This is a genomic window from Achromobacter sp. SLBN-14 (assembly GCF_006715415.1).
Classification (GTDB): Bacteria; Pseudomonadota; Gammaproteobacteria; order Burkholderiales; family Burkholderiaceae_B; genus Achromobacter; species Achromobacter mucicolens.
Genome location: NZ_VFNE01000001.1, coordinates 2,017,130 through 2,029,657, shown reverse-complemented (window position 1 = coordinate 2,029,657; position 12,528 = coordinate 2,017,130). Strand labels below are relative to the sequence as shown.

The window sequence follows — 12,528 nt, the reverse complement described above, 5'->3', positions numbered from 1 at the left end:
ATTGTTTCCACGGAGATAGAGATGACCCAGGATGTTGCGTCCTCGAACGTGCCGCGCCTGACCTCGTTGTCGCATGGCGGCGGCTGTGGCTGCAAGATCGCGCCGGGCGTGCTGTCGGCGCTGCTGGCGCGGTTCGGTCCCGCGGCCAGTTATCCGAACCTGCTGGTGGGCACCGAAACCGCCGACGATGCGGCGGTGTATCGGCTGAACGATGCGCAGGCGCTTATCGCCACGACGGACTTCTTCATGCCGATCGTGGACGATCCCTTCGACTTTGGCCGTATCGCCGCCACCAACGCGCTGTCGGATGTGTACGCGATGGGCGGCACGCCGATCATGGCGCTGGCGATCGTGGGCATGCCGATCAACGTGCTGCCGCACAGCGTCATCGCTGAAATCCTGAAGGGCGGCGAATCGGTGTGCGCGGATGCGGGCATTCCGGTGGCCGGGGGGCACAGCATTGATTCGGTCGAACCCATCTATGGCCTGGCCGCGATGGGATTGGTGCACCCGGACAAGATCAAGCGCAACGCCGACGCGCGCGCGGGCGATGTGCTGATCCTGGGCAAGGGCCTGGGCGTGGGCATCCTGTCGGCGGCGTTGAAGAAAAACCGGCTCGACGTGGACGGCTATCGCGTGATGATCGACACGACGACGCGGCTCAATCGCCCCGGCCCCGCGCTCGCCGCGCTGGACGGTGTGCATGCGATCACCGACGTGACGGGGTTTGGGTTGTTGGGCCATGCGCTGGAGATGGCGCGCGGCGCCAAGCTCACCGCCCGCGTGCGGCTGGCGGCGCTGCCGTGGCTGCCGGGCGTGCAGGAATTTGCCGCCGATGGCGTGATCACGGGGGCCTCGGGCCGGAACTGGGCGTCGTATGGCGAATCGGTGCGTCTGGGCGCCGGGGTGTCGGACACGCAGCGGGCGTTGCTGACCGATCCGCAGACCTCGGGTGGCCTGCTGGTGGCGTGCGCACCGGACGCGGCCGATGCGGTGCTCAAGATCTTTCATGAGCAGGGCTTCGATCAGGCTGCCGTGATCGGCGAGATGACCGCCGGCGAACCGCAGGTCGTGGTGGACTGACCGGCGAGTCGCGCGGCCGCCTCGCATGCGCGGCCGCGCCGCTTGGTTTGCTGCAACGCGCGGCCGTGGCGGCGCGTGATTTCAATCGGGCAGATCGCGCGCGGTCGCGGCTGCCTGTTCCACCAGCCATTGCGTGACGACGTCCGCGTCGGGCGTGCTGCGGCGCGCATTGCGCACCAGCCAGTAGGCGTGTTCGGTGGCGCAGGCCTTCGGGCTGCCTACAACCTCCAGCCGCCTGTCCGCCAGCATGGGCGCGATCAACGCCAGCCGTCCCAGCGCGATGCCGTGTCCCGCCAGCGCCGCGTGCACGATCTGATCGTACTGATTGAAGCGCAGCATGCCCTTGGCGCGCACGCGCCCCAGCCCGCGCGCGCTCAGCCATTCCGGCCATTGCAGCCACGGACGCGTGGGATCGTCGAACTCCAGCAGGACGTGGCGCGCCAGTTCGCGGGCGTCCAGTTCGCGCGCCTTGAGCGAAGGATGCGCCACGGGCACCACCGATTCCCCAAAGAGCCACAGGGCGCCGTCAGGCACCGTGTTGCGCTCGCTGTAGCGGATGGCGATGTCGACGGCTTCGCGGTCGATATCGATCAGCCGGTTGTCGGCGGCCACGCGCACATCGATGTCCGGATGCGCCGCCTGAAAGTCGCCCAGCCGGGGGAGCAGCCACAACGAGGCCACGCCGATGGTGGTGGTGACCGTGACGGGCGTGCGCCGCTCGGGCGCGCGCAGTTGCTCGGTCAGATCGCCCAGCTGGCTCAGCCAGACGTCCGCCATGCGAAAGAGCTGCGCGCCCTCGGCGGTGAAGGTGACGCTGCGAAACCCCCGCACCAGCAGCGGCACGCCCAGGTGCGCTTCCAGCGCGCGAATCTGGCGGCTGACGGCCGATTGCGTGACGTGCAGGTCTTGGGCGGCGAGCGTGATGCTCATGCGCCGGCCCACGGCGACGAAGCCGCGGACGAGATCAAGCGGAGGCAGTTTCGCTAAGGGGTATGGCATTCGTAAAACTCATGCGTATCGGGCGGAAATGTCGCTTGAGCAATAGTACGCCGGGGCGTCCAATATGACTCAGACGTTGGGTGACCGGGACAAAATCCCGGCCGCCCGCCGCGATAGCCGCTGCCGCGGCCAGGAGGTACGCCATGATCCAGTTATGTTGCACTGCGGGAATGTCATTCCGTTTGGCCGGCGGCTCGACTATGCTGCTCAAGCGCGCCTCGGGCGTTCGCATCGTGTGTCACGCCGGCGCCTTGTGGATATCCGAATACCGCCGCTTCGACGACAGCGTGCTTCAAGCGGGCCAGACCCTGACCGTGGATAGCGATCGCGACGTCGTCATCAGCGGCCTGCCGGATGCGCAGGTCGCGCTACTTTCCCTGGGGGGGCGGCAGGTGCAGTGTGCCGCCGCTTCGCCTTGCCATGCAGGCCAACTGGAGTTCCTGTGATGACTGCGTCCTTGCCCGATACGCCCCGGATCGAAATGTGGTTCGATTTCGCCAGCCCCTACAGCTATCTGGCAATCGAGCGCATCGATGCGCTGGCGCGGGGAGCGGGCGTGCAGGTCGATCTGCGGCCTTTCCTCTTGGGGCCGATCTTTCAGGCGCAGGGCTGGAACGACACGCCGTTCCGGTTGTTCCCCGGCAAGGGCGCGTACATGATGCGCGACATTGCGCGGCTGGCCGACAAGTACGGCGTGGTCTACAACCGCCCGCGCATGTTCCCGCGCATGAGCGTGCTGCCCGCGCGCATCGCGCTCTTGGGCGAGGACGAGCCGTGGGGCCGCGATTTCTGCGTGGCGGTGTTCCGGGCGAACTTCCAGCACGACCTGGATATCCAGGCCGAGGACGTGGTGCACGAGCTGCTCACCGGCCTGTCGCTGGATGCCGACGCGCTCATCGCCCGCGCCAAGACCGAAGGCGCCAAGGAGGCGCTGCGCAAGCGCGTGGACCGCGCGCGCAACCTGGGACTGTTCGGCGCGCCCACGTTCTTCGTGGAGGGCGAAATGTTCTGGGGCAACGACCGTCTGGAAGACGCGCTGGAATGGACCCGCCGCACCGCGCCCGCCAGCGCCTGGTCGCCGCGGCCGCCTCGCTAGGGCAGGCTCTCCGTTCCGCCACGGCTATCACCCACGCACCGCAAGATTTCTCGTCAACGCTTCATCAGCAATGAAAAACGCAAGCAGCGCCTATCGCGGCGCGCCCATGCCGGGCGGCCGCTCGTTCACGCAATTTCGCGCCGCCCGCATCCGGCGGGTGTCCTTTCAGTGGAAACAGGCCGACCGGGCCGCGGTGCAGGACGACACCGTGCCCAGCGGCAGCGGCCGTGGCCGTGGCAACCTGCGCTAGCCCTTGGTCACCGGTCCGACGTTCGCCCACTCTTCATCGGAATAGAGCCGTGAGCGCAAGAGAAAGCGCTTGCCCTCGGCGCTGTCCAGCGAAAAGGCGCCGCCGCGTCCCGGCACGGCATCGATGACCAGCTGGGTGTGCTCCCAGTACGCGAACTGGTCCTCGCCGATCCAGAACGGGCAACCTTCCAGGTCGCCCAACAGGACGTCCGAGCCGCCGACCATGAACTCGCCTTGCGGATAGCACATGGGCGAGCTGCCGTCGCAGCAGCCGCCGGACTGGTGGAACATCAGCGGGCCGTGCTTGGCCCGCAGGGTGTCGATCAGGTGGCGCGCCTCGTCGGTCGCCACCACGCGTGGCGTGTGCTCTGCCATGGCTGGATTCCTTGCAGGCGCGCCGGGGCAGGCCCGGCGCGCAGGACAGGCCGCCGCAAGCGGCCCGGGTTGGCGAATCAAGCTTGGCGGATCAGAAGAACCCCAGCTTCTTGGGCGAATAGCTCACCAGCAGGTTCTTCGTCTGCTGGTAGTGGTTGAGCATCATCTTGTGGTTCTCGCGTCCGATGCCCGATTGCTTGTAGCCGCCAAATGCCGCGTGCGCCGGATAGGCGTGATAGCAGTTGGTCCACACCCGGCCCGCCTTGATCGCGCGGCCCATGCGGTAGCACGTGTTGGCGTCGCGCGACCATACGCCGGCGCCCAGGCCATAGAGCGTGTCGTTCGCCAGCGCCAGCGCGTCGTCCGCATCCTTGAATGTGGTGACTGCCACGACCGGCCCGAAGATTTCTTCCTGGAACACGCGCATCTTGTTGTGTCCCTTGAACACCGTGGGCTGCACGTAGTAGCCGCTTTCCAGCGCGCCTTGCATCTGCGCCCGCGAGCCCCCGGCCAGCACGTCCGCGCCTTCCTGCTTGCCGATGTCCAGGTATGAAAGGATCTTCTCAAGCTGTTCGGTGGAGGCCTGCGCGCCGATCATGGTGTCGGCGTCCAGCGGGTTGCCCTGCTTGATCTCGGCCACGCGTTTCAGCGCGCGTTCCATGAACTTGTCGTAGAGCGATTCCTGGATCAGCGCGCGGCTGGGGCACGTGCACACTTCGCCCTGGTTCAGCGCGAACATGACGAAGCCCTCGATCGCCTTGTCCAGGAAGTCATCGTCCTGCGCGGCCACGTCGGCAAAGAAGATGTTGGGCGATTTGCCGCCCAGTTCCAGCGTGACCGGAATGATGTTCTGCGACGCGTACTGCATGATGAGTCGGCCGGTGGTGGTTTCGCCGGTGAAGGCGATCTTGGCGATGCGCTTGCTTGAGGCAAGCGGCTTGCCGGCTTCCAGGCCGAAGCCGGTCACCACGTTCACGACGCCCGGGGGCAGGATGTCGCCGATCAGTTCCATCAGCAGCAGGATGCCCAGCGGCGTCTGTTCGGCGGGCTTCAACACCACGCAATTGCCCGCCGCCAGCGCGGGTGCAAGCTTCCAGGCGGCCATCAGGATGGGGAAGTTCCACGGGATGATCTGTCCGACCACGCCCAGCGGTTCGTTGAAGTGGTACGCCACCGTGTCTTGATCGATCTCGGACAGCCCGCCTTCCTGGCTGCGGATGCACGAGGCAAAGTAGCGGAAGTGGTCGATGGCCAGGGGAATGTCGGCGGCGCGGGCCTCGCGGATGGGCTTGCCGTTGTCCCAGGTTTCCGCCGTGGCCAGGCGTTCCAGATTGGCTTCCATCACGTCCGCGATCTTCATGAGCATGCGGGCGCGCTCGGCGGCCGGGGTCGCACCCCATTTGGGCGCGGCGCGGTGCGCGGCGTCCAGCGCCAGTTCGATGTCGCGCTCTTTCGAGCGCGCGTGGCGGGTCAGCGTCTCGCCCGTGACCGGGGTGACGTTGTCGAAGTATTCGCCATCCGCGGGCGACTGCCATTTGCCGTCGATGAAATTGTCGTACTGCGTCCTGAGGTCCAGGCGGGTGCCATAGGTCTGCGGGGTAACGCGGGTCGCGATGTCCATGCTTGTCTCCGTATCGTTGGGATGGCGGCAGTGGGCTGCCTGTCCTGCATCAAGCAAAACGCATGCCAGTCGGGGCATCCCGGCTGGACAGCCCGTCCCACGCGTGCGAAAGTAGTTTTTCCGCCTTCAATGTCGCAATCTGCGACGTTGTCGCGAAACAGGTGTCGCAGCACAGGCGTCGCAGAACGCCGCTCCCAGGAGACATACATGGCCTCTTACTCCCGTCGGCAGACGCTGACGCAGGCACGGCTGCTTTTTAACCAGCAGGGCGCGGTGCCGGGCGGCATGGTTGCCGAACCGATCCTGCGTTCCTGGCGCCGCTGCGCCGACCTGGGCTTTGACATGCGCGGCGTGCGCCGCGCCGAACTCATGACGCAGGGCGAGCTGCGCGAAGCGCAGCAGCGAAACGAAGCGCTGCGCCGCATGTCCGAACCCGCCATCGCCTATCTGCGCCACCAGGCGGGCGGCAGCGGCAACCTGGTCATCCTGTCGGACGCGCAGGGCCTGGTGCTGGACTCGGACGGCGACACGGGCTTTGCGCATCGCGCCTCGCGCGTGGCCCTGATGCCGGGCGCGCCCTGGGACGAGGCCGCCGCCGGCACCAACGCCATCGGCACCGCGCTCGTCGAAGGCCGTCCCATTGCCGTGCATGGCGCGGAACACTATTTCGAACCCAATCGCATCCTGACGTGCGCGGCCGTGCCCATCACGGACAGCGAAGGCCGCACCGTGGGCGTGCTGGATCTGTCCAGCCAGGCCCGCGACGTGCGTCCGGATGTGCTGGCGCTGGTGCGCGGGGCGGTGGACCGCATCGAGCATCAGCTGTTCGAAGGCGCCTATGAACAATGCACGGTGCTGCGCCTGCATGCCGACCTCGCGGGACTGGGTCAGCCTGGCGAAGCGCTGCTCGCATTCCAGGGCGACCTGCTGGTCGGCGCCAACCGCCGTGCGCTGCATGCGCTGGGGCTGGCGGCCACCGCGCTGGGCGTGTACCGCTACGCGGACGTGTTCGACGGCGATATCGGACGTGGCCCGGATGCCGCGGGCCGCGTGCACACGCGGACCGGCGCGGTCTATCACGCGCGCCTGCGCATGCCGCGCACGCGCCCGCCGCAACCCCCCGCCACCCCGGCGCTGCGTGCGCCCGGCGCCGCCGCCAAGACGCCCGCGCCCAGCTTTGACGCCGCCACGCTAGGGGCCCTGGCACGCGCCGTGCACCTGGCGGACGCGGGCGTGTCGATTCTGCTGCAGGGCGAAACCGGAGTGGGCAAGGAAGTGTTCGCGCGGCAAATCCACGCGCGTGGCCAACGCGCGGCCGGCCCATTCGTGGCGGTGAACTGCGCCGCGCTGCCCGAGAGCCTGATCGAATCGGAACTCTTCGGCTACGAGGAAGGCGCCTTCACCGGTGCGCGCCGCCAGGGCAGCAAGGGCCTGTTGCGGCAGGCGCACGGCGGCGTGCTGTTTCTGGACGAGATCGGCGACATGCCGCTCCTGTTGCAATCGCGCCTGTTGCGTGTGCTGCAGACGCGCGAGGTCTCGCCCTTGGGCGCGGCGCGGCCCGTCCAGGTGGATTTCACGCTGGTGTGCGCGACGCATCGGCCGCTTGCCCATGAAGGGCCGGACGCCCCGGTTCGCCCCGACCTGTACTTTCGCATCGCCGAATACACCGTCACGCTGGAGCCCTTGCGCGCGCGGGCCGACCGCCTGGAATTGCTGCGCGACCTGTGGGCGGCGCAGGGCGCCGGTCCGGCGCTGCCGCCTGCCATCGAAGCCGTCCTCGCGGCGTATTCGTGGCCGGGCAATTATCGTCAGCTGGCGTCGGTGCTGCGCACCCTGCATGTGCTGGCCGGGCCGGCGGGCAGGGTGGATTCCGACATGCTGCCAGCGGAATTGCGCGGTGCAGCGAGCGTCGCGAAACAGGAGATACCCGCGCCGGGCGCCGCAACGTCAACGCCCGCGCCGGCCGGTGCGGCCGCCGACCTGCACGCCATGACCGATGCCGCCATCCGCAGCGCCCTTGAGGCGCACGGCGGCAGCGTCAGCCGCGCGGCGCGCGCGCTGGGCGTGCACCGCAGCACGGTGTACCGGCGCGCTTCCGCATTGGGGCTGTCGCGGCCGAAATAACCGCTGCCAGCGCCCTGTCTTTACCCGATCAGCCGCGCCAGCTCGGCGCCCGGATCCTTGGCGCGCATGAACGCTTCGCCCACCAAAAAGGCATCGACCTTGTGGTCGCGCATCAGCTTCACGTCTTCCGGCTTGAGGATGCCGCTTTCGGTCACGACGCGCTTGCCCGCGGGGATGCGCGGCAACAGGTCCAGCGTGGTCTGCAGGCTGGTCTCGAACGTGCGCAGGTTGCGGTTGTTGATGCCCAGGAGCGGCGTCTTTAGCGTGAGCGCAACGTCCAGTTCCTGCGCGTCGTGCACTTCAACCAGCACGTCCATGCCCAGCTCGATGGCCAGCGTTTCGTAATCGCGCAACTGCGCGGGCGTAAGGGCGGCCACGATCAGCAGCACGCAGTCGGCGCCCATCGCGCGCGCGGCGACGATCTGGTAGGGGTCGATTACGAAGTCCTTGCGCAGCACCGGCAGCGCGCACGCGGCCCGCGCCTGGCGCAGGTGGTCGTGCGAACCCTGGAAGAACTGCACGTCCGTCAGCACGGACAGGCAGGCCGCGCCGTGCACGGCATAGGTGGCCGCGATCTCGGCGGGCGCAAAGCCCTCGCGGATGACGCCCTTGGAGGGCGAGGCTTTCTTGATTTCAGCGATGACGCCGGCCTTGCCCTGCGAAATCTTGTCTTCGATGGCTTGGGCGAAACCGCGCACGTCCTGGCGCGCCTGCGCTTCGCGCAGGACTTCGGCTTCGCTGCGCATCTGGCGGGCGGCGGCGACTTCCTCGGCCTTGACGGCGAGGATCTTCGCAAGAATATCGTTCATTTCTGGAATGTCCGGGTGTATGCGCAGAATTCTTCCAGCTTGGCTCGCGCCGCGCCGGTGGAAATTAGTTCAAATGCTAGCGCTAAGGCTTCGGGAATGGAATCGGCTTTGTTGCCGGCATAGATGGCGAGCCCGGCGTTTAGGGCCACGATGTCGCGGGCCGCGCCCTCGACATTTTCCAGCGCCTCTATGACAAGCTCGCGCGACTGCTCGCGATTGGACACCTTGATGCTCCGGTTGGACATCATGGATAGCCCGTAGTCCTCGGGGTGGATCTCGTATTCACGGACCACGCCGTCCTTCAGTTCGCCGACCATCGTGGCCCCGCCCAGCGAGGCCTCGTCCATGCCGTCCTTGCCGTGCACGACCAGCACATGACGCGAGCCCAGGCGTTCCAGCACGCGGACCTGGATGCCCACGAGGTCGGGGTGGAACACGCCCATCAGCTGGTTGGCGGCGCCGGCCGGGTTGGTCAGCGGGCCCAGGATGTTGAAGATCGTGCGCACGCCCAGTTCCTTGCGGACGGCGGCCACGTTCTTCATCGCACCGTGGTGGGCGGGGGCAAACATGAAACCGATGCCGGTCTGCTGGATGCATTCGGCCACTTGTTCCGGGGTCAGCACCAGGTTGGCGCCCAGGGCTTCCAGCACGTCGGCGCTGCCGCTGGACGACGAGGCGCTGCGGTTGCCGTGCTTGGCAATCGGCACGCCGGCCGCGGCCGCCACGAACATCGCGGTCGTGGAAATGTTGAACGTGTGGCTGCCGTCGCCGCCCGTGCCGCACATGTCCAGCAGGTCGTTCGGATTGGGCGTGACCACGGGCGTGGCAAATTCGCGCATGACCTGCGCCGCCGCGGTGATCTCGCCAATGGTTTCCTTCTTGACGCGCAGGCCCATCAGCAGCGCGCTGGCGATCTGCGGCGACATCTCGCCGCGCATCAGCATGCGCATCAGATGCAGCATTTCGTCGTGGAAAATTTCGCGGTGTTCGATGCAGCGCGTCAGCGCTTCGGTGGGGGAAATCGTCACGGTGCGTCCTTCTTAGGCGAGGTTCAGGAAATTGCGCAGCAGGGCGTGGCCGTGCTCGCTCAGTACGGATTCGGGGTGGAACTGTACCCCGTACAGCGGCAGCGTCTTGTGCCGCACGCCCATGATGTCGCCGTCCGGCGCCGTGGCGGTGACAGCCAGGCAGTTCGGCAGCGTGGCCGGGTCAATGGTCAGCGAGTTGTAGCGGATGACAGTGTACGGCGTCGGCAGGCCTTCAAAGATGTCAGTGCCGGTGTGCGAAAGCTGAATCGTCTTGCCGTGCATGATCTGCTGCGCGCGCACGATATTGCCGCCGAAGGCCGCGCCGATGGCCTGGTGGCCCAGGCACACGCCCAGAATGGGCTTCTTGCCGGCATAGGCCTGGATCAGCGGCACCGAGATACCCGCTTCGGCCGGCGAGCAGGGGCCGGGCGACACGCAGATCTGGTCGGGGTTCAGCGCGGCGACCTCCTCCAGCGTGATCTGGTCGTTGCGCGCCACGCGCACGTCCACGCCCAGTTCGCCAAAGTACTGCACCAGGTTGTAGGTAAAGGAATCGTAGTTGTCGATCATCAACAGCATTTTTTTCTCCTCGGGGCCGTTCGGTGGCCCGGGCGGTGATTCGGTTCGGCCGGGGGGCTCAGATGGGTTCGTCCAGGCCGTGCTGCACCTGCTCGGCGGCGCGCAGCACCGCGCGCGCCTTGGCTTCCGTCTCGGCCCATTCGGCTTCGGGGTTCGAATCGGCCACGATGCCCGCAGCCGCCTGCACGTACAGCGTGCCGTCCTTGATGACGCCGGTGCGGATGGCAATCGCCACGTCCATCTCGCCGCCGTAGCTCAGGTAGCCGGCCGCGCCGCCGTAGATGCCGCGGCGCACGGGTTCCAGTTCGTCGATGATCTTCATGGCCTCGACCTTCGGCGCGCCGGTCAGGGTGCCGGCCGGGAACGAGGCGCGCAGCACGTCCATGCTGCTCATGCCGGGGTTCAGGGTGCCGGTCACGTTGGACACCAGGTGCATCACGTGCGAGTAACGCTCGATCACCATCGTGTCGCTGACCTTCACCGAACCCACCTGCGCGACGCGGCCCACGTCGTTGCGCGCCAGGTCGATCAGCATGACGTGTTCGGCGATCTCCTTCGGGTCGGCGCGCAGTTCGGCCGCCAGCGCCGCATCTTCTTCCGGGGTGCCGCCGCGCTTGCGCGTGCCCGCCAGCGGACGAATCGTGATCTGCGACTTCGGTTCGCCGTTCTCCACCGTGCGCTCCTGGCGCACCAGGATCTCGGGCGATGCGCCCACGACCTGGAAGTCGCCGAAGTTCCAGAAGTACATGTAGGGGGAGGGGTTGAGCGACCGCAGGGCGCGGTAGAGGGAAAGCGGGGAGTCGCGGAAGGGCTTGGCGATGACCTGGCCGATCTGGACCTGCATCAGGTCGCCGGCGGCGATATGTTCCTTGGCGCGCAGGACGGCCGCCAGGTAGTCCTCTTTCTTGAAGTCGCGCCGTTCCTCGGTCTGCATGCTGGCGTGGCTGTACGGAATTTCCACGGGACGCCGCAGGCGCGCGCGCAGGTCGGTCAGGCGCTGCTGCGCGCGGCTGTAGGCCTCGGGCTGGCTTGGGTCGGCATAGACCATCAGGTAGATGCGGCCGGCCAGGTTGTCGACGATGACCAGTTCGTCCACGTGCATCAGCATCAGGTCGGGCGTGCCGCCTTCCATGCCCGCCGGGAACGGCTTGACCGCGGGGCCCAGGCAGGGCTCGATGTGACGCACGGTGTCGTAGCCGAAGTAACCGGCCAGGCCGCCGCAAAAGCGCGGCATGCCGGGGCGCAGCGCAACCTTGAAGCGGCTCTGGTATTGCTCGATGAACGCCAGCGGATCGCCATCGTGGGTTTCGGCGACCTTGCCGTCGTGCAGCACTTCGGTGCGCGTGCCGCTGGCGCGGATCACGGTGCGCGCCGGCAGGCCGATGAACGAATAGCGCCCGAAGCGCTCGCCGCCCACCACGGATTCCATCAGGCAGGTCATGCGGCCGGCCAGGGGGCCGGCGTGCGCCAGCTTCAGGTAGATGCCGAGCGGCGTGTCCAGGTCGGCGTAGGTCTCGGCCACCAGCGGAATGCGGTTGTAGCCTTGTGCCGCAAGGGCCTTGAATTCGATTTCGGTCATGTCGGGTCTCGTAAGCGGTGTCTGCTTTCGGACCGGGCACGCAACAAAAAACCCGGTCCAGTTGACTGGTTCCGGGTTGGGCTCTGTTTACACAGTGTCGGCGCTAGGCGGCAAGGTCGCGTCTAGGGCCGGGAAGGGAATCATCGCCACCCGGAAGACAAACGCCACCAACGCCACGAGGCGCCGAGCATTTGGTTCTGGATGGAGACGTTCATTTAGCGGTTCGGTATGAGTACGCGGTAGTGAATTCGTGCTTGGGTTGCGACACGCTTCAGGCTGGGACTTTAGCGGCGTTCTGGTTCTGATTCCAGAGCGCGACCCACTGGGCGGCGTCAACAAGCGTGTCAACTATACCATCGACATCCAACTCGCGCACGTCACGTCCTTCGTTGTAGCCGTACGGCACCACCAGCACCTGCGTGCCCGCGCTACGGCCCGCCTGCGCGTCGTTGATCGAATCGCCGATCGTCACGGCTTCGTTCACGCCCACGCCCATCAGGTCGCACGCATGGTGGATCTGGTCGGGGTCGGGCTTGCGGCGCTCGCAGGTGTCGCCGCACACCACGGCCTCGAAAAAGCCCGCCAACCCCGTGCGCTGCAGGAGCGGCAAGGTGAATTCCGTGGGCTTGTTGGTGACGACGGCCAGCTTCAGGCCCTGATCGCGCATGAGTTTCAGCCCTTCGATCACGCCCGGGTAGACCTGCGCGCGCTCGCCGTTGACCAGGTGGTAATGGCGGTAGAAGGCCTCGCGGGCGCGCTGGAATTCGTCGGGCGCCGGGTCGGCGGCATCGAGCGAACCGGCCAAACTGCGCCGCACCAGGTTGTCCACGCCCTTGCCGACGAACGTGGCCACCACGTCCTCGCGCAGCGCGATCATGCCAAGTTCGACGCGCATGGCGTTGGCGGCGAAGGCCAGATCGGGAATGGAGTCGAGCAGGGTGCCGTCCAGGTCCAGCAGCGCGGCGCGAAAAGCGGTCATGTCGATT

At 67.1% G+C, this 12,528-nt stretch carries 13 protein-coding genes; 5 read left to right on the top strand and 8 right to left on the bottom strand.

Annotated features, from left to right (window positions below; all coding sequences use genetic code 11):
- Positions 1-21 precede the first annotated feature (21 nt).
- Entirely contained in the window at positions 22-1,083 is a 1,062-nt protein-coding gene (gene selD, locus FBY20_RS09260) for a selenide, water dikinase SelD (protein ID WP_142051602.1), read from the top strand.
- An 81-nt stretch (positions 1,084-1,164) separates the two neighbouring features.
- Here selD and FBY20_RS09255 read toward each other — a convergent pair whose 3' ends face one another.
- The gene (locus FBY20_RS09255) at positions 1,165-2,082 is read right to left on the bottom strand and encodes a LysR substrate-binding domain-containing protein (RefSeq protein WP_056319294.1); all 918 of its coding nucleotides are present in this window, start codon (positions 2,080-2,082) and stop codon (positions 1,165-1,167) included.
- A 170-nt stretch (positions 2,083-2,252) separates the two neighbouring features.
- On the opposite strand from FBY20_RS09255, the gene FBY20_RS09250 reads away from it, so the two are divergent.
- From FBY20_RS09250 to FBY20_RS09240, 3 genes are all read left to right on the top strand, one after another.
- Complete coding sequence (locus FBY20_RS09250) at positions 2,253-2,528, top strand: DUF2917 domain-containing protein (protein WP_056319478.1); 276 nt, start codon at positions 2,253-2,255, stop codon at positions 2,526-2,528.
- Positions 2,528-3,178, top strand: a complete 651-nt coding sequence (locus tag FBY20_RS09245; RefSeq protein ID WP_056319291.1) for a 2-hydroxychromene-2-carboxylate isomerase — start codon at positions 2,528-2,530, stop codon at positions 3,176-3,178. The genes FBY20_RS09250 and FBY20_RS09245 overlap by 1 nt, the downstream gene beginning before the upstream one ends.
- Before the next feature lie 70 nt (positions 3,179-3,248).
- A complete protein-coding gene (locus FBY20_RS09240) occupies positions 3,249-3,428 on the top strand; it encodes a hypothetical protein (RefSeq protein ID WP_056319289.1) in 180 nt (59 codons plus the stop codon).
- Here FBY20_RS09240 and FBY20_RS09235 read toward each other — a convergent pair.
- Together FBY20_RS09235 and adh are read right to left on the bottom strand one after the other, a co-directional pair.
- Entirely contained in the window at positions 3,425-3,802 is a 378-nt protein-coding gene (locus FBY20_RS09235) for a DUF779 domain-containing protein (RefSeq protein ID WP_056319287.1), read from the bottom strand. The two genes, FBY20_RS09240 and FBY20_RS09235, sit on opposite strands and share 4 nt — an antisense overlap.
- Positions 3,803-3,893: 91 nt before the next feature.
- Positions 3,894-5,423 carry an aldehyde dehydrogenase gene (adh, locus tag FBY20_RS09230; RefSeq protein WP_062840095.1) on the bottom strand — a complete coding sequence of 510 codons (1,530 nt, stop codon included), beginning with the start codon at positions 5,421-5,423 and terminating at the stop codon, positions 3,894-3,896.
- 207 nt (positions 5,424-5,630) lie between these two features.
- Here adh and FBY20_RS09225 point away from each other — a divergent pair, with 207 nt between their 5' ends.
- Entirely contained in the window at positions 5,631-7,547 is a 1,917-nt protein-coding gene (locus tag FBY20_RS09225) for a sigma-54-dependent Fis family transcriptional regulator (protein WP_142051599.1), read from the top strand.
- Between the two features lie 20 nt (positions 7,548-7,567).
- Here the strand turns inward: FBY20_RS09225 and trpC are convergent, their stop codons facing one another.
- The 5 genes from trpC to FBY20_RS09200 all read right to left on the bottom strand — a co-directional run bounded on the left by trpC (position 7,568) and on the right by FBY20_RS09200 (position 12,521).
- Positions 7,568-8,356 carry an indole-3-glycerol phosphate synthase TrpC gene (gene trpC, locus FBY20_RS09220; protein ID WP_056319280.1) on the bottom strand — a complete coding sequence of 263 codons (789 nt, stop codon included), beginning with the start codon at positions 8,354-8,356 and terminating at the stop codon, positions 7,568-7,570.
- Positions 8,353-9,384 (bottom strand): anthranilate phosphoribosyltransferase, encoded by a 1,032-nt coding sequence (trpD, locus tag FBY20_RS09215; protein ID WP_056319277.1) that lies wholly within the window; start codon positions 9,382-9,384, stop codon positions 8,353-8,355. Before trpD ends, trpC begins: the two co-directional genes overlap by 4 nt.
- A gap of 12 nt (positions 9,385-9,396) precedes the next feature.
- The gene (locus FBY20_RS09210; protein ID WP_056319275.1) at positions 9,397-9,963 is read right to left on the bottom strand and encodes an aminodeoxychorismate/anthranilate synthase component II; all 567 of its coding nucleotides are present in this window, start codon (positions 9,961-9,963) and stop codon (positions 9,397-9,399) included.
- A 58-nt stretch (positions 9,964-10,021) separates the two neighbouring features.
- Positions 10,022-11,542 (bottom strand): anthranilate synthase component I, encoded by a 1,521-nt coding sequence (gene trpE / locus FBY20_RS09205; RefSeq protein WP_056319273.1) that lies wholly within the window; start codon positions 11,540-11,542, stop codon positions 10,022-10,024.
- Positions 11,543-11,813: 271 nt separating this feature from the next.
- Positions 11,814-12,521, bottom strand: a complete 708-nt coding sequence (locus tag FBY20_RS09200) for a phosphoglycolate phosphatase (RefSeq protein WP_056319270.1) — start codon at positions 12,519-12,521, stop codon at positions 11,814-11,816.
- Positions 12,522-12,528: the final 7 nt, after the last annotated feature.

Excerpts from the sequence above, each read along its gene's own strand:
- selD (WP_142051602.1), top strand. The coding sequence starts at position 22 with ATGACCCAGGATGTTGCGTCCTCGAACGTGCCGCGCCTGACCTCGTTG.
- FBY20_RS09255 (WP_056319294.1), bottom strand. The coding sequence starts at position 2,082 with ATGCCATACCCCTTAGCGAAACTGCCTCCGCTTGATCTCGTCCGCGGC.
- FBY20_RS09250 (WP_056319478.1), top strand. The coding sequence starts at position 2,253 with ATGTCATTCCGTTTGGCCGGCGGCTCGACTATGCTGCTCAAGCGCGCC.
- FBY20_RS09245 (WP_056319291.1), top strand. The coding sequence starts at position 2,528 with ATGACTGCGTCCTTGCCCGATACGCCCCGGATCGAAATGTGGTTCGAT.
- FBY20_RS09240 (WP_056319289.1), top strand. The coding sequence starts at position 3,249 with ATGAAAAACGCAAGCAGCGCCTATCGCGGCGCGCCCATGCCGGGCGGC.
- FBY20_RS09235 (WP_056319287.1), bottom strand. The coding sequence starts at position 3,802 with ATGGCAGAGCACACGCCACGCGTGGTGGCGACCGACGAGGCGCGCCAC.
- adh (WP_062840095.1), bottom strand. The coding sequence starts at position 5,423 with ATGGACATCGCGACCCGCGTTACCCCGCAGACCTATGGCACCCGCCTG.
- FBY20_RS09225 (WP_142051599.1), top strand. The coding sequence starts at position 5,631 with ATGGCCTCTTACTCCCGTCGGCAGACGCTGACGCAGGCACGGCTGCTT.
- trpC (WP_056319280.1), bottom strand. The coding sequence starts at position 8,356 with ATGAACGATATTCTTGCGAAGATCCTCGCCGTCAAGGCCGAGGAAGTC.
- FBY20_RS09210 (WP_056319275.1), bottom strand. The coding sequence starts at position 9,963 with ATGCTGTTGATGATCGACAACTACGATTCCTTTACCTACAACCTGGTG.
- trpE (WP_056319273.1), bottom strand. The coding sequence starts at position 11,542 with ATGACCGAAATCGAATTCAAGGCCCTTGCGGCACAAGGCTACAACCGC.
- FBY20_RS09200 (WP_056319270.1), bottom strand. The coding sequence starts at position 12,521 with ATGACCGCTTTTCGCGCCGCGCTGCTGGACCTGGACGGCACCCTGCTC.